Raw genomic sequence first — 23,365 nt, 5'->3', positions numbered from 1 at the left:
TTCCGGATCCCTACGATCGATATCGGAAAAGCCGTTTCACGAATCCTCATCGAAGTCCAGAGAAAATTCTAAACTTCCCTTCCAATCAAAACCTGGAATCAATCTGTCCTAACTTTGATTTTCTTTTTTAAGAAGTACAGCCTTTTTCCGGTTGATCCGGATTTTCCGGATCCCTCATTTTTTTTTGAAAATACAATGGGCCAATCAATTCAGTCACTTATTTTACAAAACCTCTTCCATTTCCATTCAGCTTATCCGATAGAAAGAAAATATCGAAAATAAAACCGGATCCAACTCACTGCCTTCTGAATTTGAGAAACCGGACTTTTCAAGACCTGTGATCAAAAGAAAATTCAAATTAGGATTCAGAAATCTCCTAAAGTGAATTCTTTTTTTGTAAGAATCCATTCTTACGGAAAAAAGGAAACTTTCACCCGTTTTCCGATCTCCTCTCGGAACCGTAAAAAACGGAGGAGACGATGAAATCAAAAATTCAATACAGCCCGGCCCAGAAAACGGTGATTGATGAAAACGCTAGATTTGTTCAAGTCGTAGCCGCGGCAGGCTCCGGCAAAACGAGCACCATGGTCGGAATCGTGGAACGGATTTTAAGGGATAAATTATTTCCGGAAGAATCGATCTTGGTCTTAACTTTTACAAAAAAAGCCGCCGGAGAAATTTCGGAAAGAATTCGAAAAACAACAAAGTCGGATTCGATTCGAGTGCAGACGTTTCACGCGTTCTGTCTTTATGCTCTCGGTCGATGGCATCCCAGATTCAAAACGCAAAAACCTAAAATTCTTCCGCCCGAAGAGAAAAATATTTTTTACAGAGAATTTTTAAGGCAGGAAAAATTTCTCGTTGGAGGAATTCCTTACGAACTCTTCTGGGCCGAAAACATATCTTATATAAGGGATAATTTTCCGGAATTGTTAAAAGAATTAGAATTTTCTTATAAACTCCACAAAAAAGAAAACTCTCTTTTGGATTTCGAGGATTTGGTGACTCTTTTTCTGGACGGCCTAAAATCCGATGAAGAATGGACCCTCCCCGCAAAACAAAATCTAAAGAAAATTTTAGTCGATGAATTTCAAGACACGGATCTGGAACAACTTTCGTTTTTGCAGTGTTTATCGGAAAGCGCCTCGATTACTGTCGTAGGCGACGACTCACAAAGTATCTATTCGTTTCGAGGAGCGACTTCGGAACCTTTTTTAAAATTCAAAGAATTCTTTTCGGGAGCGGCGATTCATTTTTTAAACACAAACTATCGGTCCCTTCCGGAGATCATTCAAATATCGGACATACCGATCCGAAAAAATCAAAATCGAATCGAAAAGAAGATCCTCTCGTCAAGAAAGGGAAAAGGATTGGTGGGAAAGATTCCGATGGAAGAAACCGCTGATCTCGCCCCGTATCTCCTCCGAGCGATTCCTTCTTCGCATGGAAACGTAAAAATTCTATGCCGTTCCAATTTTAGAATCGGAGAATATGTGCGAGCGGGAATTCCCGAAGAATATCTGATGACGATTCACGCGAGCAAGGGTTTGGAATTTCATACAGTCTTTGTGGATCTTTCGGACGGCTGGAACGCAAGACCCGATTCTCCCTTGGAAACGATCGAAGAAGAAAGAAGAATTCTTTATGTGGGACTTTCCAGGGCTGAAGATCGTCTCTTTGTGTTAGGCGCCGCTAAAAATTCCCGAAGAGAAACGATTGAAAACGAATTCTTTCGGTATTTTAGAAAATTAAAAACGATCGAGGAGGAAGATTTACTTTGAAATTTCTTTCCAAAATATCTTTTTCTTAGATTTATTTTATGAGAAAAATCCTGCTTCAAAAACCTGTCCTAAAGCGGGGACGGGTTTTCATTAAAAGCTGACAACAATCTGTAAGCTCGTAATAAAAAGGCGGGAGTTCCTACCATCTTCTTACCCACAAGTTAAAAAAACGATTTCGAATCAGGGCGATCCCAATCAAAATTTTTGTAGGAGTTCCTACATTCGAGACTTTTTACTTGCAAAATATTGATTTTCTGATATAGGAAAATCTCCGGGAGTCTTCCGCCACCCGCCCCGCCACCCAAGAACAGGGCGGGGCGCGCGGCTTTCACGGAGGATTGTCGTTGTTACGACAAATTCTTTTAAAGATTCAGTCCACTTTGTGGGTAAGGTTATGGTTCCTACAGATTACGTCCCTTTAGCGGTTGACGAAGTTTCTAAATGGCTGATCGCCCTTAAATTCTCATTGGAGTTCCTACATTTTTTTGAGACTCAGCGGCTCGCTTTTTTGGAGGTCGACGGATCTTTGGACAAACAATTCGATCAAAAAACAAAGGCTGATTTTCGATAGGATAAAAACGGATCGAAAGTAAGTATTTTAGAATATTCTAAAATTTCAAACCTTTCGGAAAAAGGTCACCAATCGATCGGAAAATAGTCCTTTAAGAATTTTCCACACCAATGTTTTCCCGTAAGGATTCCGTCAAAGAACGGATCACAGACTCTCGCTGCTCCGTCCACGATGTCCAGAGGAGGTTGAAAGTCGTGAAGATCCTGTTTTCTTTGGGAAAGTTCGACTGGATCTTCGTCGGTAACCCAACCGGTATCGACAGCGTTCATATAAATTCCGTCTTTGGCAAAATCGCTCGCCGATGTATGAGTCAGCATATTGAGCGCCGCCTTGGCCATATTTGTATGAGGGTGACGATCTTCTTTTTTAAAACGATGAAACTTTCCTTCCATCGCGGAAACGTTTACGATATGTTTTTGACCGGTGTTGTCCCTTCGCATAACAGAAACCAGACGATTGCAGAGAACAAAGGGCGCTACCGCGTTTACAAGTTGGACTTCGAGCATTTCCGAAGTCTGAATCTCTCCCAACTTGAGCCTCCAACTGTTAGTCTTTCTCAGATCGACTTGTTGTAAATCGGCGTCCATTTGTCCTTCCGGAAACACCGTCTCCAATTCGAAAGAATTATCATGAGAATACGGAATCTGTGAAAGTTGAGCCGAAGATCGAATCCCCACTCCAGGGATTTTTCCGTTCCAACTTACGGGAAGTGCGGTTTCGTTAGCAAGGTTCGGACCGCCGAATGACGTTAGACGCTCTTTGCAATCCTGATGTAACTTCAAAAGATTGCGCGCGTCCGGAGGTAAGTCCTGAAAATCCGTCTGTTCCGCTTGTATCAGATGCGCGTAAAAACCCGGAGGTCTTCTTACGGTTTGTGCGGCGTTATTGATCAGAATATCGAGACGATCGATCGTTTCTTCTATATAACTCGCGAAAAGTTCCACACTCGGCGTATGTCTTAGATCCAATCCGAAAATCTGAAGACGATCGGACCAATCCTTGAAATCGGATTCCTTCGAAAAACGAATCGCCGCATCCACGGGGAAACGAGTGGTGGCGATCACTTTGGCTCCCGCTCTCAAAAGCATCAAACTGGAATGATAACCGATCTTCAACCGAGAACCCGTGATCAACGCAACTTGACCGTGAAGAGACGCGATCTGAAATCTCTTTTTGTAATTCAAATCTCCGCATTCCAAACACATGGAATCATAGAAGAAATGAAGTTTTGTATATTCTTTTTTGCAGACGTAGCAGTTCCGAGGAGAAGTGAGCTCGGGAGCGTCCTTACTTTTCCAAATATCGGTTTGATCCGCGATTTGTAAAGGGGCCTTAAATACCGTGGCAGTTCTCGCAACACGAATCCCGGTCAACGCTCTCGCTTTTTTTTCTTGGGTTACCGTCTCTTTTCTTCTCGAACGTTTGATGGTCTTGTTTCGAATTCTAATTTCGTTTCTATCGGGACGCGATATTTTTCCGGAGACTATCATCAAAGCGATTCGTTCCTCTTCGGGAATCGACGTAAGAAGTTCAGGTCTTTCGGCAAGAGTTTCCAATAGACGAATACAACGTTGTATCTCTTCCGGGTCCGGATTTGTATTCGAATTGTCTTTCGATTCGTTCATAAAGGATCGCTTGGATGAGGAAGGGAAAAGTTAGATTCTTCTTTATCCGTTTCAACTATACCGAAAAAAACAGTCGATTGATCAACTCAATTTCAAAAGAAAAAAGAACGCTTCTTTTTAAGAATTCTTCTTAAACATTTTGTCCTCGATCGCAGAAGATACGAATAGAAGTCGATAGACAAAGTAAATCGGATAGAGGAGAAGATAAAGATTGGGAATCCACCAAGAAGGATCGAAGTCGGTTCGAAAACTCCAAAAGGCAATTGCCTGTAATCCGGAAGAACTCGAGAGAACCAAGGAGATCAACGCCATTCTCTCCCATTCTGGACGTTTACGTTTTCTGAGATAAAGACTATAAAATCCTGTAATGGAAACGAACAGGTCCAACGGCAAAAAGACCAATTCCAATCCATAAAAATCGGATTGAATAGTCCTTAAAAAGATACGATTCAGGAATCCAGTGAAAACCGGTGACCATTCAATAGAGAATAAAGCCGATATCCGTGAAAAGAAAAAGTCCGGATAGTAAGTTGTTCATTACTATTTTGATTCGAATCCGTAAAAAATAGTTTCAATAATAAATTTCCAAGATTACATAAGCAGCCAAAAGGGGTATTCAAATGACAAAGAAAATGTTGATGATCGCTTTTCTGATTTGTCTGACGATAGGAGCCGGATTGCTTTACGCCGGAAACGTTCAATCCGGTTGTACGTTCAACGGGAAAAAACTTTACGGAAAAATTCAGATCGTTACGAGTTTTCCGGACGTAAAGGTGCAGGAAGTCACTTCCTTTCCGGATTTAAAAGTGCAAAAGGTGACTTCGTTTCCGGATTCTTGCGGAAAATGGGAAATCGTAAATTCTTTTCCCGATACAAAGGTTCAGTTTGTTACAAGTTTTCCGGACATAAAAATCCAATATGTGACTAGCTTTCCGGGCGCAAATTAAAAGCCTAAATCTTTTAGAATCCGATTTCGATTTACGGAGCGGGAATGTCTCTGTAAATCGAAATTCATATGACGTTTTCTTTCATGTTCTACATTCGATTTCAGACTCGCGACTCCGATACGCGTTCATCCTATCGTTATCTTCCTCGATGATACAAAACAAATCGATCGAAGTTGCACGTTCAAAAAACTCTTTTGAGACAATCCAAGCCGCGGACAATTTCACGTTCAATCGTATGTAATAATTTGAATATATCGCGGTGATAAAATAAAACGCGCCTTTTCTTCCTCCGTTTCGGAGTTTGCCTTTTATTTTTTACTCACTACAAGTGATCGTTCAAAATTCGCTTCCGGAACCCAATATCAGTCTGTTTCGATAAGAGGAAAGGGCTCTTGATTTTGAAATAAAGCCGACGTATTTGTTATTGTCAACGACCGGAAGATTCCAGGCTTCCGTTTCATCAAACTTTTTCATCGCAGATTCCATGGACTCATTGATAAGAATAACGGCTTCCGGTTTTTCCAATAGTTCCTTAATCTTAGTCTTGTTGTAAAGATCGGAATCGAATATAAGTTCCCGAATGTTGTCTAATTTAATAATTCCGGACAGTTGATCGAATTCATCCACGACCGGAAAAATATTTCTTTTCGACTTTGAGATTAATTTTACCAATTCTCCTAGACTTTCGTGCGATAGTACTTTATGAAAATCGGTTTCGATTAATTTTTGAATTTCCAAATTTTTTAATATGCTCTTATCCTTATCGTTCCGGCTTAATCGCCCGCTTAAGGTGATCATCTTTATGTCCATCGGGTAAGGTTCGATATATTTCGAAACGGTGAAACTAATCGCGGAAACGATCATAAGGGGAATCATCAATGTATATCCGCCAGTGATTTCCGCTATCAAAAAGATCGCCGTCAAAGGTGCATGGTATATACCGCTTAGCACTCCCGCCATTCCGACGATCGTAAAATTGCTGACGGGAAGATCGCCTTTTAAGATAAGATTCACGGATTTAGAAAAAAAGAATCCGAAGTAGGCGCCTACAAAAAGGGAAGGCGCAAAGTTTCCTCCGTTGCCTCCGCTTCCCAATGTCACCCCGGTTGCAACGACCTTGATCAAAAGAACGGCTCCGATAAAGAATAAGATAATCCATTCATTCGAACCGAATTTACTGAGAATACTTTCGTCGAATAATTTTTCCGGTTTTTGCAACGAAAGAATTTTTATACTCGAATATCCTTCACCGTAGAGACTGGGAAATAAAATTACCAAGAACGCCAAAATAAGACCGCCGATTAAGACCTTTGTATATAGATTGCCGGTAAATCGTAAGAATAAGGCTTCCACTTTTAAAAAAGTCCTCGAATAGTAGACGGATATATAGCCTAACGAAACTCCTAATAAAATATAATAAGGAACGTTGTTGTAATTAAAGGGTTGTTGAAGATGAAACGATAAAATAATTCCCTCTTTTAATATTACGTTTGAACACAACGCACCCACTGCCGCCGAAATGATCACCGGAGTAAAGGCAGTTATACTTAAATCCAATAAAAGAACTTCTAAAGCGAAGATTACTCCGGCGATCGGTGCGTTGAATGCGGCGGCGATTCCCGCAGCTACACCGCACGCTAAGAGCATCGTTCGATCTTTAAAATTAAACCGAAAGGATTGCGAATATCGCGAACCGATGGCCGCGCCTGCGCTCACGATGGGAGATTCAAGACCCGCGGATCCTCCAAAACCGACGGTTAACGCGCTCGTTATTAATTGGGAGACTGCTTGTATCCCTGGGATGAGACTGGATCGATTTTCTATTGCGTTCAGAATACTCGCCGTTCCTTTTTCAAATGAACCCTTAAAAATCTTTTGAACGAGAATGACAGTGAACAAGATTCCGACGAACGGAAAAAAAGGGACACAATATCCGATGAATGAATTCTGACCGAATGACGTAATCTGCGAAATAAAATGAACTAGGGTCTTTAATAAAATGGCTGCAAATCCCGCACAGAGACCTACCATAACGCTTGAGAAAAGAAAAAATTGTCGAATTTCGATTTTCGACTGAATTCGGCCCAAAGACAATGTTACATACGAAATTATTTTTTTAATCATGAATCTCTTTCTTTTGATACATCGGATCTCATCGTTCGTCAAGCTGCAACTTCATTTAACAACGCAATTCAATACAGTATCTTAAAACCTTCCTCCCGTATTGGCTCACGCAAGAAAGACAAGCTGCCGCTAAAAACTAACAACTCAATATGAATTCCGAAAAAATCGCAATTCTAATCTACTAGAATCTTAACCTCTCCTCCGGTTCTGACTTGAAGCCAATTTACGATTTTCTCTACGTTGAATTTTAGAGAACGTTTTTTTGTACCGATATATACTAACGTTACTTGATTTTCAAAATTCTCATTATCGATCAGATTCGTACTGGAAATCGCAAGACTTTCGATTTCCGGATAGATAGTTTTCATTTCCGCAAGAAGCTGCTCTGCTTTCGCCCTTTCCTTTAATTTCCTATCTTCCTCCGATAGATTTTTTGCGCCTAAATTCATAGACATATCTAGTCCGTTCTGAATCGTAAGAGTTGATTGTCCCAAATCATACTGAGCAAGACGCATTTTCAAACGATCGCGTTCTTCTTGGTTTAAAGTTTTTCCCAATATCATGACTTCGATGTTTTTTTTATCGTAAGATATCGAATTACTCAGAATGCGCGCTTCTGAAGTTTTAATTTCTTTCTCTATAAACGCAGTCGCGTTCTTCTCAAAGATCGTTTTTTTAACCAGGTTATATCCGAAATAAGCGCTCGGAAGTAAGGACAATGTTAATATGAGTATGATCGTCCTTCTTACGTGAGTTCTTCGCACGGGATCTAAGTAAGTGACTCGAGAATATTTTAGCGCTCTGCAAATGATTAGAGTTCCAAGAGCGATACAAATGGAATTTACGTAAAAAAGATATAAGGCTCCGGCGAAAAATGAAAAATTACCTGTCGCGATGCCGTAACCGGCGGTACAAAGAGGCGGCATAAGCGCCGTCGCAATCGCAACGCCGGGGATGACGTTTGTTTTTTCATTTCGGGTGATTCCGACAGCTCCCGCTAAACCGCCGAAAATCGCGATGAGCGCGTCCCACGCGGTAGGACTTGTTCGAGTCAGTAATTCGTTTCCTTCGATGTTTAACGGAGATAACGCGAAGTAGATACTCGAGACAAGTATCGAAGCGCCGGCGGCGATACCCAATCCTACGGAAGCTTTCCGAAGAAGTTCAAAATCATTGATAGAGACGGCAAGACCGATGGCCATGATCGGTCCCATCAGCGGCGAAATAAGCATTGCGCCGATAATCACTGCGGTGGAGTTTAAATTCAGTCCGACGGAAGCAATCAATATAGCGAGTAATAAGACCCAAAGATTCGCGGATCTTAATACGGCGCTACTTTTGATATCTTCTATAACTTTTTCTTGAGTCGCTTGTCCAAAGGATAGATCGAAAAGATGCTGAACACCGGACATTAAAATGGACTTTGTTTCTTTCAGTGAAGGCGGTTCTACGGATTTTTTTTAGTCACATTCGTATTTGCAGAAATACTCCTCGAGTTTCAAGTAAAAAACGTATCATAACTCATTTGAAACGAAATGAATCAATCGTAAAAAGAACTTTAACTTAAAAAGCGATTCGAATAAAAGAAACACACAGAGAAAAAAAAAATCTGGTCATGATAGAAGTTGTTTCTATAATTGAGCGAAAGTAAATCGTAGAATGAAACATAAATCGTTTCCGTTAAACCAACCCTCCGCACAACAGGAAATGAATTTCAAATCTAAATTTACTAAAAAATACGGCGTAAAATCCGAATGGCGAATCAAAAACTCATCATTGCTTCCAATCGACTTCCGATTCATATTTCCTTCGAAAATGAAAAGATCGTTTGTCATAGAAGTGTCGGAGGTTTAGCGACTGGGCTGTCTTCGTTTTTGGAATCTTTGATCTCTGCGTCGGACAAGTCGACGGAATACACTTGGGTAGGCTGGCCGGGAATTGTAGATCCGAATTGTGATAAAGCGAATCTTTCAGCCCTTTTATTAAAAGACTATTCAGCGTATCCCGTTTATCTTACTGAGCAAGAAGTTGATTCTTTCTATTTCGGTTTCTGTAATCGAACGATCTGGCCTTTGTTTCATTATTTTCCGAGTTTTACGAAATATCAGCAAGAAGACTGGACTAGTTACGGCCTAATCAATCAAAAATTCTGCGACGCGATTTTGGAAATTTACAATCCGGAAGATACGATCTGGATCCACGACTATCATCTATTACTTTTACCTAAATTATTAAGAGATAAAGTTCCGGACATTAAGATCGGCTTTTTTCTTCACATCCCCTTCCCTCATTTCGAAGTTTATAGATTACTTCCGATGTTATGGAGAAAGGAAATCATCCTTGGACTATTAGGAAGCGATTTGATCGGATTTCATACTTACGATTATACGCAATACTTTCTGCGGTCCGTATTACGAATTCTCGGTCTTGATAATAATTTTGGTTTGATACAGAATTTCGATCATTTCGTAAAAGTAGAAACCTTTCCAATGGGAATTCAATTTGATAAGTTCCGAAGTTACGCAGAAAGCGAAGAATGTGAACAAAAGAGACGGGAACTTTCGCTCGGATTTAAGAATATAAAGCTGATTTTATCGGTCGACAGATTGGACTATTCGAAGGGAATCGTCAAACGTCTGGAAGCATTCGAATTCTTTCTAAATCATCATCCGATCTGGAAAGAAAAAGTCGTACTCATTATGATCTTAGTTCCGTCCCGAGTGGAAGTACCGGAATATTTTAAGATGAGGGAAACTATAGAAGGGATGATCGGAAAAATCAACGGGTTGTTTGGAACCTTGGATTGGACTCCGATCGTGTATCAATATCGTTCCTACTCGTTTGAAGAATTGGTCGCGTTATACGGCATTTCAAACGTCGCAATGGTGACACCGCTAAGGGACGGTATGAATCTTGTAGCAAAGGAATATCTGGTCAGCAAACCCGACAACTCCGGCGTTTTAGTATTATCGGAAATGGCCGGCGCAGCAAAAGAATTGACGGAATCCATATTAATAAATCCTAATAATGCTGAAGATTTATCCGCAGCCATTCTGGAAGCATTGGAAATGCCTCTTGAAGAACAAATCACGCGCAACCTCCCCATGGTGGAAAGAATCAAACGTTACGACGTGAATCGATGGGCGAACGATTTTTTGGAAAAATTGGACGATACAAAGAACTCGATCGAGGATCTATCGGCTAAATTACTACAAGGCGAAACGAAAAGGGAATTACTGATCAAATATTCGGTTTCAAAAAAAAGACTTTTGTTTCTGGATTACGACGGAACCCTCGTTGCCTTTGCCAAAGATCCGAACTCGGCCGTTCCAAAATCGAATGTATTAGGATTACTTAAAATACTTTCCTCTGACTCGCGCAATATCGTTTACATTGTTAGCGGAAGAAGTCGCCTCTGGCTGGATAAAACCTTATCCGGTTTAAATCTAAGATTTATCGCCGAACACGGCGTTTGGAAAAAAGAAGACGAGGATTGGACTCTGTTCAGAGACCTTTCGGCGGCTTGGAAAACCGATATCTATTCCATCTTAGATCGTTATGTGGATCGATTGCCCGGTTCCTTCATCGAGGAAAAAGAATTCTCTCTTGTTTGGCATTTTCGCGGCGCAGAGTCGGAAGCCGGTGAAAATCTTTCGAGAGAATTACTGAATGATCTAGTCAATTTTACGGGAAATCTGGATATCCAAGTTTTAAAGGGAAACAAGGTGGTGGAAGTGAAATCCGCAGGCGTAAATAAAGGCATTTCGACGAAACTAATCGCATCGGAAATTATGCCCGACTTTATCTTAGCGATCGGAGACGATTGGACGGATGAAGACATGTTTAGGGAATTGTCCTCCGATTCATTTTCGATCAAAGTCGGAATCGGCCCGACATCGGCACGATTTTATCTAAAATCTGTCGATCAAACATTAGATTTATTGCATAAACTCGCCGACGCATCCAAAGGAGAATAAGATGCCGAAACATACGTATCCGTTTGGAATCGTCGGGAATTGTTCCTATTTAGCTCTTATCAATCAAAATACGAACGTTGAATGGTTATGCTGGCCGAGATTCGATTCTTCGTTTATTTTCGGTTCTCTCTTAGATGAAAAAAAAGGAGGAAAATTTAAAGTAGAGACAGCGGAACCTAATCCAAAGTTTAATCAGAGATACGAAGAAAATACGAATATAATCGCGACTAGAATAGAAGCGAAAGACGGAGTTTTTGAAGTTACCGACTTTGCACCTCGTTTTTCCGAGTATGAAAGACATTATAAACCTCTTATGTTCGTAAGAAAAATTCGGCCGATTTCGGGCTCTCCGAATATACGCATTCTCTGTAACCCGACTGGAAACTATGGAGAATATTCTCCAAAGACCAATATAGGCAGCAATCATCTTCTATTTACCGGTTTAGGCTCCGACGTTCGCTTAACAACGAATGTCTCTTTAAATTATATTATACAAGAGTCTTCGTTCGTTTTAAACGAAGAAAAATATTTGGTCCTTACATACGGCGAACCGTTTGAAGCTCCGTTAGAGAAAACGGTCGACGAGTTATACAATCGAACCCGCAAATACTGGAGAAATTGGGTTAAACACTGCGGAATCGGAGAATTTGAGCAGAGCTTCGTGATTCGATCCGCATTAACTCTGAAACTTCATCAATATCAGGATACGGGGGCGATCATCGCATCCAGTACCACAAGTCTTCCCGAACATCCCGGAGGCGAAAGAAATTGGGATTATAGATATTGCTGGATTCGAGACGCATACTACACGTTAACCGCATTAAACAATATCGCTCATTTTGAAGAGATGGAAATGTATTCTCATTTTTTAGAGAATATTGCGACAAAGAATTCCGGCAGAATTCAACCGTTGTTTTCGATCGGAGGTGAGGAGAAGATAGAGGAAAAAATCATCGGCCTAAACGGATATATGGGAAATCTACCGGTGAGAGTCGGGAACCAGGCGTACACGCATATTCAAAACGACGTATACGGACAAATACTCCTTTCATTGGTGCCTCTATATATCGATCGTAGATTTCACACTGAAGATAAATCGACCTCAAGAACTCTAATATTCCAACTTCTTAAACATTTAGAAAGAACTATGGACGAGCCGGACGCAGGTCTTTGGGAGTTTCGAAATACGAAACAAAAGCATTGTTACACTTTCTTATTTCACTGGGCTGGAAGTTCGGCTGCGATAAAAATCGGAGAAAGCCTTCATGATCGGGAGATATGCGACCTAGCAAAAAAGCTGAAACGGGAGGCCGAGATTCGCATCGAAAAATGTTACGATCCGATCCGCAAAGTATATACGCAGGCGGAAGGCGTTGCCAGTCTTGACGCGAGCCTTTTGCAGCTGATAAGTATGGGATATTTGGATCCAAGTTCTCAAAAAACGAAAGATCATCTTTCCGCTTTAGAAAGTGAATTAAAAACCAAAGATGGATTATTCTATCGATACAAACATTCCGACGATTTTGGAGAACCTAAAACAAGTTTCCTCGTGTGCGCTTTTTGGTACGTCGATGCGTTAGCCTGTATCGGACGAATAGAAGAAGCCAAAGTGTATTTTAAGAACCTCACTCGATTTACGAATCACCTCGGTCTTTTTTCTGAAGATGTGGATCCGGAAGACGGTTCACAGTGGGGAAATTTCCCTCAAACATACAGTCATGTGGGCCTAATGAATTCAGCCTTTAGAATATCTAGAAAATTAGATATTCCTCTCTGGAAAGAAAGCGGATTCTAACTTGCAAGGAAGGTTCGTTCGAATTCGTAAGACGAATGTACGATCCGGTCGTTTATTTTGAACCAAAACGGAAAGATAAAAGGTCTAAGACAAAAATAGAATTCGAAGAAGAAATTGGAATGAAAGAAATTATCAATTGGTTATCCGGCTCCGAATCCAGGAACTTAGAAACGAAAGAATTGTTGGAAGGACTCAATCAACGACTGATCGAATCGGGAGTTCCGGTTTCCAGATTTTTTACGAGCATCCCGACGATGCACCCGGAAGTGATGGTAAGATCCATCATCTGGACAAAAGAAGAAACACAGATGCTCTTAATTCCTCATGGAGCGCTGAGCGAACCGCAATACATCGATAGTCCGATCTACTTGATCCGAGAAGGAAAAAAAGAATTCATTCGTTGTAAATTGGTCGGACCCGATGCCGATCTTTCTTATCCGATCTGCGTCGATTTGAAAGAAAAGGGAGCCACAGATTACTGTATCTTTCCTGCGACTTTCAGCCTCAATATAGGAAGTGTTGTTTCTTGGACAACACACGCTCCGGAAGGATTTACCGAAGAACAGATCGAATCCTTTCGATCTATCTTAAGCGTATTATCATTACGTTTGGATTTAGAATCCAGAAAATTCGCTGTGAACGAACTCTTGGAAGTTTATCTCGGACCAAACGCGTCTAAAAGGGTTTTATCCGGAGAATTCAGAAGAGGAACTGGAGAATCCATCTACGCCGCGATTCTTTGCGCGGATCTGAGGGACTTCTCTTCCTTGAGTGAAAACAATCCTCCGAAAAGAATCGTCGAAATTTTGGATCACTACTTTGAACTTACCGCAGAACCGATTCAAGAAGAGAAAGGCGAGATTCTAAAATTTATTGGAGACGCGATCCTCGCCATCTTTCCCGCAAGCGAAGAAGACCCGCAAAGCGCTTGTATTTCGGCATTAAACGCGGCGGTCAAAATTAAAAATTCCGTAAAACGCTGGAACGAGGAGAATCCGGAAACTCCTATTTACTTAGGAATGGCGCTTAACGTGGGCGACGTCGTCTATGGAAACGTAGGAGCCAAGGATCGTTTGGATTTTACGGTGATCGGAAACGCAGTCAATCAAGCGTTTCGAGTCGAGTCCCTTTGCAAAGATTTTGGAAAGAGCATTTTGACGACTGAAAACTTTGCTGAAAAAATCGGTAAGGATCAATTTGAATTTTTGGGGGCAAGACATCTAAAAGGAATTACGGAAGAAAGAAATATATTTTCTCCGAAGGAATAAGGACCGTTGGAGTTCCTAAGCGAGCCATTGCGGAGTTTCCAATAAACTCGTTAGAATCCTTTGAATTTCCCTATCGTAATCGAAGTCCCAAATCCGGCCCAAAACCGTCACTTCGTTTCCATCGTCTAATATGCATAAAATATAATATGACGACTCTTATTTGGAAGATGGAGTCTCGGTTTTAAAGTCCTCATTACGGATTTTTTTCTCCGTATTGCGGGAATCGGCGAACGATAGACTGTCACGTGCCACGCATCGATCGTAAGAACACGCTATTGGTTACGATTTCTCTTTACGGAAACTCTGTTCTCTGATTTTTGTCTTCTTCGTCCGCAAATGGGTCCGGGTCTTTTTGAATACGAAATTACCCGGAGAAGGGGTAGCGAAAGACGCGAAGCGGCTGGAGCGAGGGGAAGCCCCCCCCCCCGCCAAACTAACGTTAGTTTTAAAAAATCATCCCGCTGCGTATTGGTCCATTAGAGATTTTGCAATTACCCTCAGAGCCATCACTTCCTCGGCGCCTTCAAAAATAGAGAACACACGAGCGTCCACGAAATAACGGGAAACCGCATATTCTTCCGCGTATCCCATTCCACCGTGAATCTGCATCGCTTCTCTCGTAACCCATTCCGCAACTTTAGAAGCGTAGAATTTAATCAGAGTCGCTTCCATTTGTCCTTTATGGTCGTCCAAAAGTTTCGCAACGTAATTCGAATATTGACGAGAGGCCTGAAGAATCACCGCCATTCTCGCGATCTTGTATTTGGTAAGATTGTATTCGAAAATCGGCTTTTGAAAAACGGCTCTTTCCTGCGCATAACGTAGAGCGGCTTCCAATGCGGCTTGCATCACACCGTGTGCGCGAGCTGCGGTCTGGATTCTTCCTCCCGCAAAACCTTCCATCTGGAAGTAGAAGCCTTTTCCTCTTCCCTCTTCTCCGCCTAACAGATTCTCTGCGGGAACAAAGTAGTTGTCAAAAGAAACTTCGAAGGAATGCATACCGCGATAACCGATCGTTCCGATCGCCTTTCCTTCGATCTTTCCGCCTTCCGGTTGTGTATAGGTAAATTCGTGACCTGGGAAGCTCGGTTTTTCAGCGAGAAGAATCGAAAGTCCTTTGTGTTTCAAAGAAGGATCCGCTTCGGTTCTACAAAGAATTAGAAGAAGATTTGCATAACCCGCAAACGTGCACCAAGTTTTTACGCCGTTGATCACCCAACCGCCGTTAGACGGCTTTGCGGTAACGGAAACACCGGCAACGTCGGAACCGTAGTTCGGCTCGGTCACCATGATCCCGGCCATCCTTTCACCCGTTGCTAAAAGCGGGAGCCACTTATCTTTTTGAGCCTGTGTCCCCCCTTTGAGAAGAGCCTTAGACATGATCTCCGGACGAGTGATCAAGGAACCTGCGATTCCTAAACCGCCTCTGGAAAGTTCTTCGGTGACCACAAGCATGGAAAGGTTGTCCGGTTTTTCGTTCGGCTGAATTCCACCGTAAGACTCGGGAATACAAAGACCGAAACATCCCATATCCTTGAGTCCTCCGATGATATCTTCGGGAATGATATCGTCGTGTCTGTGAACGTGTTCCGCGTGAGGCATCACCACGTCTTCGGCAAACTTCTTAAACGTTTCGCGAAACATCTCGTGATCGTCGTCAAGACCATAAGCTCCAAAGTGACCTTTGGAAACGATCTTATCCGCGATCTCATTGTAGTTCTCGATCGCCATCGCGTCTTCGAGAAATTTATTGATTTCATCGTTGTAAATTCTGGAAACCAAATCGGAGGATTTAATTCCGTATTCGGAAGGCCGGGAACTGATTTCGGAACGAACGTGGTTCACGGTCTCGGCTGCAAAAACGACCGCCATCTCTTGTTCGAGATCTCCCGTTCCCAGGGAAGAATCCCAAGCGTAATCTACGAACTTCTCTGCGATCTTTTGTTCGGCTGTCAGCCATGCGATTTGATACTGGACGAGCTGGTTTGCGTCCATCTTCTCAACGGAAACTTTTCCGTTTACGCTGCAACGTGCAGCAAGGGCTTTCGTAACGTCCTCAATCACTCCTGCGGAGATGGAAAGAGCTTTTTTCGCGGTCGCTTGATCAACGGCGGTCTTGGTTGCGCTCATGGGTTTTTAATCCTGATGTAAAAAATTCGAATCTGATCACTAGAAAATCACAACTTCTCCCCCTGTCATTTGCTTTTTGAGGAACAATCTCAACACTTTGAAAATCAAAGACGAAAATTCATTATGTCGGAAAGACTGCGAACAATTGTTATTTTGCTTTCCATCTTCGGAAATGACAAAAATATCGGAATGCTTCGGATGAGAGGTATTACTTGGATATCGAGAATATAAAAAAACGTTTAGATCAACTCGAAGAAGAAGTGGTTTCCCTCAAAAAAGAAATCGCGACGTATTCCGCCAAGCCGGCCGAAGTCGAGACGGCTCGGGAATTTCCGCAAAAAGAACCTCCACAGACAAAGATAGAAAAGCCGGTCGAAAAGACGAGAAGCCCAAAATGGGAACTTTTTTTGGGAGGAAATCTTTTAGGTAAAGCGGGATTGTTTTCTATCCTTCTTGCAACGATCTGGTTTATCAAATATGCGTTCGACAATCGTTGGGTCAACGAGTCCGGAAGAATCCTGATCGGTATGTCGATCGGATTCGGAATTTCCTTTACGGGACTTCGGCTCAACGTCAAAGGATATCGGATCCTACCAGAATCGGTTTTGGGAACCGGATTTTCCATAGTCTATTTGAGTTTGTTCGCTTCGTATTATTACTACGATCTCTTTTCCCTTTCGGAAACCTTTCTTTATCTTACTTTTCTCAGCGTATTTTCCTCCGGACTTGCCTATTGGATCCGAAAAGAAATACTTTATATTTTCGGATTGATCGGATCCGTATTGTCGCCGGTTTTAATCTCGCAAGGAGAGAATTCTTATCGGTTCCTCTTCGGATATTTACTTTTTTTGAATATTCTACATTTCTTAATTTTAAAAAGACTACCTTGGTTGATTTCCTCCTTAACCCTCCTAACCGCGAACTTCGTTCTTTATACGTTTTGGTCGGCGGAAAATATTCACCAAAGCGGTTTTATCGTTCCTTTTTTGTTCATCAATTTTTCCTTCTTTCTCTTTTTATACGGAATCTTTTTCTTTTTTCCTAAGTCTCTCGATCATACCGAAGATTCAGGAAGCGTTTTTCCAAAACTGAATTTCATCCTGTTCCCGCTTTTTCAGGTATTCAACGCCCTTTTCTTCGGTTACAGCGGATACAATCAATTGCGGGAATTTTATCCGAATTTAACGGCGCATTTTTTTCTCTTTGGAGCTCTCCTCTTTGCGGTAATGATCGACCGTTACGGAAAAAAAACGAACCGCTTATCGCAACAAACAGAAGACACCTTTGAAACTATCAACTTTTGTCTTCTTCTGGGATTTACATTTGCCTCTTTGACGGACTTTTCCGAAGGAAGCTGGCTGACGTTCTCGTGGATAACACTCGCGGGCGCCGTTTCGATCCTAGGGAGTAATTTTAAGAAGATATCCTTTCAGCTTATCTCGATCGCAATTTGGGCAGTAGCATTGTTCAGGCTCTACTTTCTAAATCAGATGGAAGACGTAGACAGAATTTTTCTTTTGAACGAAAGATTCGCACTCTACGTCCTCGCGTCCTTATTTCTTTTTGCAACGTATCAAATTCGAAAACACAAAACCGATTTCCGGTTTGAAAGAGGATTTATTTATATGGGAATTATCACTTTGATCTGGGGAACGATGGTCGACGTCCATTTTACGGTTCGCGACGAACACTATAGAATTTTAGGATATTCTTATGTTCTTGCATTTTACGCCTCCCTATTTCTTTTTATCGGATTTAGATATTCCTTCAAATCCTTCCGGATCGTCGGAATAGCGGTGGCTTCCGTCCTGCTCGCTAAGTTATATTTTTATGATATTTGGACGATGAGCGTCATCGTAAGAATCATCGCGGGTTTTACCCTGGGGGTCGGCTTTTTCTTAGTGAGTCTTTTTTATCAGAAGTTTAAGGATAAACTTTCAATCTCTAAAACATTCTCCGGTTTGGCGATTTTAATTTTTATGATCGGAGCGACCTCGACCTTTACGTCTTTATCCGCGGAAACGATCAACACAAAAGGTTATAAATATTACAAAGAAATCCAAATTCCTAAGATAGAAAAACAAAAAGATGAAGACGGAAATTTTTACGGAAAGATAAAGTTGGACGAAGACATCGTCAGACATTCCGGAATCAACGATAGAAGAATCGTCCGGAACGGACGAGCGATTCCATTTATCACCCGCAATTCAATCGAAGCGTCAAACGAAGGAGGAGAATCTTCCGCAAAACTTCTCTTCAAGGTAAAAAACGAAGAAGGGAACGTTTATGTCTTAAAACTTCCGAAAACACCGCCTAAAACACGTTATACGGCAATCCTTGCTCAGGGCCCTTCCGAATACGAAGTGAGGGGAACGATTTATTTAGGAAAAAATCCGGAAGATCGGGAGATTCAATCCAGTTTTAATATCTACAGCTACCTAGGCGGAGAAACATCCAATGAAATTCAATTCGAGTCCGACGAAGAGACGACGTATGTTCGAATAGAAACGGATTCGAACTCGGATTTTACTTTTTCGAAAGCGGTTTACAAACCGATTCTGGAGAGAGTGGAATTTAAAAAAGATTTGGAAAGATCGGATTTAGAATTCGGTTTCAACCCTGATACAAGATCCTCCGTATTCTATTATAAAAATCCGATGAAAGTTCCTATTCACAGAGTCGTCCTTCATCTAAAGGAGGAGAAATTCGATCGAAACGTTAAGGTCTTTTTCAAAGACAATTCGAAAGAATTCAGTCTTTTAAAGGAGAATGGAATTTTAAAAAAACCGAATACTCCTCCCGATACGAATTTTATCTTTACGGATCCGGTAGCATCGGAACTCAAATTTGAAATTTTCGACGGAGACGATCCTTCCCTAACGGTGGAACGAATGGAAGTTTATATTCTCCAGGAGGAAATCGTTTTCCCTTTGGACTTGGACGAAGAAGGAAACTTTGACTCCCAAGATCTTAGGATTTATTACGGAAACCCTTATGCACAAGGCCCCGAATTCGACTTTGCAAAAACATTCACTGAAACTTCTTTTCAAAGCGAAGTTTCGATCAAAGAAGAAAGAGAGAATGAAAATTTCGGATATTCGATCGGAGAACCTCCGGTTTCAACCTGGATTATCCGGACTCTTTTCTTTTTGGGAATCGCGGTTTTGATCTTTTTAACAAATAGAGTTTTTCGAGTAAAAACGATTCAGCCGTAAATCATCAGGTCGAATGCGGACTTTTAGTCCGCGTTCAAAAAGGATTTCGACCGAAACGTTAATCGCAAGGCGACTAACGTATATTGTCTTGCATTCTCACTTCTTCTTAAACTCCGCGCAAAAATGATCCAAGGCTCTGATCGCCTTTTCATGACCGAGATTATGAGCTTGAAAGAGATCGTAACATCCGTTCTTTTTGAATTCAGGATTTTCCACCGAGACTAAAATGATTCCTCTGTTGTAAAAAGCCCTCGCATTTTTGGGATCGAGTTTTAACACTTTATCGAAGTCTTGATAGGCATCCCCTAATTTACTCGTTTTGATATAGACGATCCCGCGTTCCACCAAGGCTTCCACCCAATTCGGATCGACTTCGATACAACGATTCAAATCCTCTATTGCCTCTTCGTAGGTTTGTAGTTCGTTTCCGATCTTTCCCCTCATGAGATAAGAACGATTAAACTCCGGGTTGAGACGAATCGATTCGTTGATGTCTACCAGCGCCTTTTTATAATCGTTTATGTAATAATACGTATAACCGCGATTAAAGATCGCTTGTGCATTCTTCGCATCCAATTGAATCGCTGCGCTAAAATCGGCGATCGCTTCTTCGTATTTGTAAAGATTCACTTTGATCCAGCCTCTGAGATCGTAGGCATTGGCGTCGTTGGGGTTCAACTCCAAGGATTTGTTACAAAACTCAAGGGCCTTTTCAAACTGTCTTTGATTGTAGAGCTCGGCGCATTGATCTTTCTTCTTGCCCGCTTCTTTGTTTGCGGGTGTTTGCGCGAAAACCGTTTCCGAAAGAATAAAAAGGAAAACGAATGCTGCGAGAATTCGAAATCTTATCATAAGGAACTTCCTTTCACAAGTGAATCCGTTTTCGATCGAGTGCGAACGAACTTAGGATTTTCAGTCCGTTAGAATTTTGGACCTTAATATTCACCTTGAGAATTCTTTGTCAAAAAGGAATTCTCAAGATAAAAAAGAATTATCGAATCACATAGTCTTGAACTTTGTAAAGAACCGTCAGTCTGGCAAGAATCAAAACCAAGTTGATAAAGAATAGAATCAAAAACGGTCGATCGACGATCTTCTCGTCTTCGGCTTTGATAAAAAGATAGAATGGAATCGCAAAGGTAAAAAGACGAATCGTGTTGATATACTCGGACCAGAAGTGATAGTGATTCGCGATCGCGATCATCAAAATCACCAAAGAAAATCCGACTTTATAAAATGTTCCCTTCTTCCAAGATCCCGTAAAAGGAATCAAAAACATCGTCAGAAACTGAAGCACAAGAGGAAATTTGGAAAAGGACCGAACGACCTGTTTGATTCCTCCTCCGCTCGTAAAACTTCCGGCCAACTCCAAAAGATATTTAAAAATTCCCTCAAAAGGAATCATAAAAACCGCAAGTCTTGTCGGAGTCCAATTCGGCAAAGTGTATTTCAAATAAACTTGCCAGAGAACCGGAACGAGCAGAGTCGAACCAACGATTAACATTTTCTTAATGTCTTTTTTAGATAATGCAGCAAGTCCCAAGGAGAAAAGATAGAATAACGCGGGTTCTTTAGTCACCAAAGCGAGACCGGAAAGAACGTAAAAAGGAATATAACTTTCTTTTTGATAAAAGTAGATCGCAAGAACGATCAAAGAAACCATAATCGTGTCGCTCACGAGTACCGAATAACTCGCTAAAGTAAACGGAGAGATCAGATACAAAATCGCCCAATGAGATTTTTCCTTGAGAAGAACGCGTAACGCTAGATAAGAAAGATAAAGCAAGGAAAGGCTGAGGATATACATTCCCGCTATGTTTCCCCACTTTCCGAAAATTCCCCAGACGGAAAGAAGAAGAGGATAACCGATTCTCGGAGCTCTGTAGGTCTCATCAAAACCGGCCGGCCATTGCAAACTCAGATTGGAAATCGACCTGGAATAATAGTAAAAGATTTGTCCGTCGTAACCGGCTCCGAGGTCTCCTTCCTTTCCTTTGAAAGCGACAACTCCGTTTGGAGATTCCGGCTCATTCTTCTTGATAAATTCTTCTCCGAAGTTGACCATCGAAGAAGGATTCCATTCGTAACGGGACCAGAGCGCGAGCGTCACAAGTCCGTAGAGAAACGTAAGAATGAGAAGTCCCTTTAAGGGAGAATCCAGTTTTTGGAGCCAGGTTTCCAGTTTCATATTCTAACCAGCCAGTCCTAATTTTCTTCTGAGAAGTTTTAATGCGAACCCGATCGCCTGTTTCAAAACCCTTCGATTGAAGGAAGAATTAGAGAAGACGTAGTGAATTCCGATCTCGGAAATCGTTCCGCGATTTTTCGCTACGATCGAAAGGGCTTCCATGTGAAAGTCGAAAGCGATCGATTCTAACTTAGATTCCGCGATCCAGGTAAAAGCTCTTTTGGAATACTTTCTATAACCGGAAGTACAATCCTTCAAACGATATCCTAAAAGATCGAAGAACCCGGGAGAAATACAATAGTTCATCACCTTTGCTGCGATAAAGGATATTAGTTTTCTGTAAAGTGGAACCCCATCCGAAGTCACGCGGCTTCCGATCACAAGATCCGCGTCCGCTTGAATGAATTCCGGAAGTTTATCCGGATCGTGAGAAAGACCCGCGTCCATCGTGACCACGGAATCGTATTTTTTTTCAACGGCGAACTTCATTCCATCCTGAATTCCACCCGGAATATGGGTATTTTTCTCGTGACGAATGGTGAACAACTTTTTAGGATTCTTCTTGATTAATTCTTTTAGAATCTGCGGAGTTTTATCTTTCGAAGCGTCGTCTACGACGAGAACATCCGAATAAACAAGAGCGCGCTCCACGACTTCTCGGATGGTTTCTTCCTCGTTGTACGCCGGAATTACGACGAGGTTTTTCATTTTTTAACTTCGAATACGGACTTATCTTCTTCGATCCAGCGAATCAACCTTTCCACACCTTCTTTCGGTTTGAACTTCGGGTTAAATCCGAATTTTTTCGCGTTTGTGATATCGCAGATAAAATAACGCATATCTCCCGGTCTTTCCACGTCGAATTGAATCTCTTGTTTTTTACCCAAGATATCTCCGATCATATGAATACATTCCAATAAGGAAATTTTATGATCCGGCCCGCCTCCGATGTTAAAAACTCCAGGAGTAGGATTTTCAAACCATCTGAGATAACTCTCGGCTCCATCGGCCGCATAAAGAATGTCGCGCGCCTGTTTTCCGGTTCCGAAAATTCTCAGAGGCCAACCGAAAACGGAACGAATCGCGAAATTTGCGACCCAACCGTGATCTTCTCCGCCAAACTGGCGTTCGCCGTAGATTCCGGTAAAACGAAAGGAAGCGGCTTTAATTTTATACATATCGACATACGTTCTCACGTAGTGTTCCGCGCTCATCTTAGAAGCGTGAAGAGGAGATATTTCCCCCACCATCACGGGTTGGTCTTCACCGATCGCCACGGGAGTTCTTTCGTAAGAAGTCGCGCCTTCCTTGAGCGAATCGTTGATCGAGTTTCCATAGACGTGGATGGAACTCGTGTTCACGACGGGAATATTTCTTTTACGAGCGACTTCGAGAACGTTAAAAGTTCCTACAACGTTAGTCGTCATATCCAACTCCGGATCTTCCCAGGAAATCGTCATGGCCGGCTGAGCCGCGGTATGAACGACAAAATCGCATCCGGTGGTTCGATCCAGAAGGTGTTCGAGATTTCGAATATCCCCTTTTACCATCGTGACTCCGAGCGCTTGTAAATAATTCCAATTGTATTCTCTCGTGGCTTCGGTGCCGTAACCGGTTCTTTTCAATTCGTATTTGGTCATACTATCGTAGCTGATCACGTCCCAACCCTGTTTACGAAACAGTTCACAAACGTGAGAACCTAAAAATCCGCATCCACCGGTTACTAAAACTTTCTTTGCCATAA

General features: G+C 41.8%; 15 protein-coding genes. 6 read left to right on the top strand and 9 right to left on the bottom strand.

Going from position 1 to position 23,365, the window contains the following annotated elements; genetic code table 11:
* The first annotated feature begins 479 nt into the window (after positions 1 to 479).
* Positions 480 to 1,781: a UvrD-helicase domain-containing protein gene (locus JWG44_RS14820; RefSeq protein WP_205275778.1), complete on the top strand. Its 1,302-nt coding sequence runs from the start codon at positions 480 to 482 to the stop codon at positions 1,779 to 1,781.
* A 636-nt stretch (positions 1,782 to 2,417) separates the two neighbouring features.
* On the opposite strand, the gene JWG44_RS14815 is transcribed toward JWG44_RS14820, so the two are convergent.
* Both JWG44_RS14815 and JWG44_RS22335 read right to left on the bottom strand, forming a co-directional pair.
* On the bottom strand, positions 2,418 to 3,977 hold the full coding sequence (locus JWG44_RS14815) for an SDR family NAD(P)-dependent oxidoreductase (protein ID WP_205275777.1): 1,560 nt from the start codon (positions 3,975 to 3,977) through the stop codon (positions 2,418 to 2,420).
* Positions 3,978 to 4,094: 117 nt separating this feature from the next.
* Positions 4,095 to 4,364 (bottom strand): DUF5360 family protein, encoded by a 270-nt coding sequence (locus JWG44_RS22335; protein ID WP_232371663.1) that lies wholly within the window; start codon positions 4,362 to 4,364, stop codon positions 4,095 to 4,097.
* 233 nt (positions 4,365 to 4,597) lie between these two features.
* Here JWG44_RS22335 and JWG44_RS14805 point away from each other — a divergent pair, with 233 nt between their 5' ends.
* Positions 4,598 to 4,924: a hypothetical protein gene (locus tag JWG44_RS14805; protein WP_408611987.1), complete on the top strand. Its 327-nt coding sequence runs from the start codon at positions 4,598 to 4,600 to the stop codon at positions 4,922 to 4,924.
* 336 nt (positions 4,925 to 5,260) lie between these two features.
* Here the strand turns inward: JWG44_RS14805 and JWG44_RS14800 are convergent, their stop codons facing one another.
* Together JWG44_RS14800 and JWG44_RS14795 are read right to left on the bottom strand one after the other, a co-directional pair.
* The gene (locus JWG44_RS14800) at positions 5,261 to 6,823 is read right to left on the bottom strand and encodes a chloride channel protein (protein ID WP_205275776.1); all 1,563 of its coding nucleotides are present in this window, start codon (positions 6,821 to 6,823) and stop codon (positions 5,261 to 5,263) included.
* 398 nt (positions 6,824 to 7,221) lie between these two features.
* Positions 7,222 to 8,460: a DUF389 domain-containing protein gene (locus tag JWG44_RS14795; protein ID WP_205275775.1), complete on the bottom strand. Its 1,239-nt coding sequence runs from the start codon at positions 8,458 to 8,460 to the stop codon at positions 7,222 to 7,224.
* Positions 8,461 to 8,802: 342 nt separating this feature from the next.
* On the opposite strand from JWG44_RS14795, the gene JWG44_RS14790 reads away from it, so the two are divergent.
* The 3 genes from JWG44_RS14790 to JWG44_RS14780 all read left to right on the top strand — a co-directional run bounded on the left by JWG44_RS14790 (position 8,803) and on the right by JWG44_RS14780 (position 14,088).
* The gene (locus tag JWG44_RS14790) at positions 8,803 to 11,025 is read left to right on the top strand and encodes a bifunctional alpha,alpha-trehalose-phosphate synthase (UDP-forming)/trehalose-phosphatase (protein WP_232371662.1); all 2,223 of its coding nucleotides are present in this window, start codon (positions 8,803 to 8,805) and stop codon (positions 11,023 to 11,025) included.
* A 1-nt stretch (position 11,026) separates the two neighbouring features.
* Positions 11,027 to 12,820 (top strand): glycoside hydrolase family 15 protein, encoded by a 1,794-nt coding sequence (locus tag JWG44_RS14785; protein WP_205275774.1) that lies wholly within the window; start codon positions 11,027 to 11,029, stop codon positions 12,818 to 12,820.
* A 119-nt stretch (positions 12,821 to 12,939) separates the two neighbouring features.
* Positions 12,940 to 14,088 (top strand): adenylate/guanylate cyclase domain-containing protein, encoded by a 1,149-nt coding sequence (locus JWG44_RS14780; RefSeq protein WP_205275773.1) that lies wholly within the window; start codon positions 12,940 to 12,942, stop codon positions 14,086 to 14,088.
* A gap of 453 nt (positions 14,089 to 14,541) precedes the next feature.
* On the opposite strand, the gene JWG44_RS14775 is transcribed toward JWG44_RS14780, so the two are convergent.
* Positions 14,542 to 16,218, bottom strand: a complete 1,677-nt coding sequence (locus tag JWG44_RS14775; RefSeq protein ID WP_205275772.1) for an acyl-CoA dehydrogenase family protein — start codon at positions 16,216 to 16,218, stop codon at positions 14,542 to 14,544.
* A gap of 212 nt (positions 16,219 to 16,430) precedes the next feature.
* Here JWG44_RS14775 and JWG44_RS14770 point away from each other — a divergent pair, with 212 nt between their 5' ends.
* Positions 16,431 to 19,433, top strand: coding sequence for a DUF2339 domain-containing protein (locus tag JWG44_RS14770; RefSeq protein WP_205275771.1), 3,003 nt, complete (start codon positions 16,431 to 16,433; stop codon positions 19,431 to 19,433).
* 96 nt (positions 19,434 to 19,529) lie between these two features.
* On the opposite strand, the gene JWG44_RS14765 is transcribed toward JWG44_RS14770, so the two are convergent.
* The 4 genes from JWG44_RS14765 to JWG44_RS14750 all read right to left on the bottom strand — a co-directional run bounded on the left by JWG44_RS14765 (position 19,530) and on the right by JWG44_RS14750 (position 23,363).
* Positions 19,530 to 20,285, bottom strand: coding sequence for a tetratricopeptide repeat protein (locus JWG44_RS14765; RefSeq protein ID WP_205275770.1), 756 nt, complete (start codon positions 20,283 to 20,285; stop codon positions 19,530 to 19,532).
* Positions 20,286 to 20,424: 139 nt separating this feature from the next.
* The gene (locus tag JWG44_RS14760) at positions 20,425 to 21,621 is read right to left on the bottom strand and encodes an AZOBR_p60025 family cell surface glycopolymer formation protein (protein ID WP_205275769.1); all 1,197 of its coding nucleotides are present in this window, start codon (positions 21,619 to 21,621) and stop codon (positions 20,425 to 20,427) included.
* Between the two features lie 3 nt (positions 21,622 to 21,624).
* Complete coding sequence (locus JWG44_RS14755; protein ID WP_205275768.1) at positions 21,625 to 22,329, bottom strand: glycosyltransferase; 705 nt, start codon at positions 22,327 to 22,329, stop codon at positions 21,625 to 21,627.
* Positions 22,326 to 23,363 (bottom strand): NAD-dependent epimerase/dehydratase family protein, encoded by a 1,038-nt coding sequence (locus JWG44_RS14750; protein ID WP_205275767.1) that lies wholly within the window; start codon positions 23,361 to 23,363, stop codon positions 22,326 to 22,328. The genes JWG44_RS14755 and JWG44_RS14750 overlap by 4 nt, the downstream gene beginning before the upstream one ends.
* Positions 23,364 to 23,365 lie beyond the last annotated feature (2 nt).

The organism is Leptospira ainazelensis, assembly GCF_016918785.1.
Classification (GTDB): domain Bacteria; phylum Spirochaetota; class Leptospiria; order Leptospirales; family Leptospiraceae; genus Leptospira; species Leptospira ainazelensis.
This window is presented reverse-complemented; position numbering and strand designations above follow the sequence as displayed.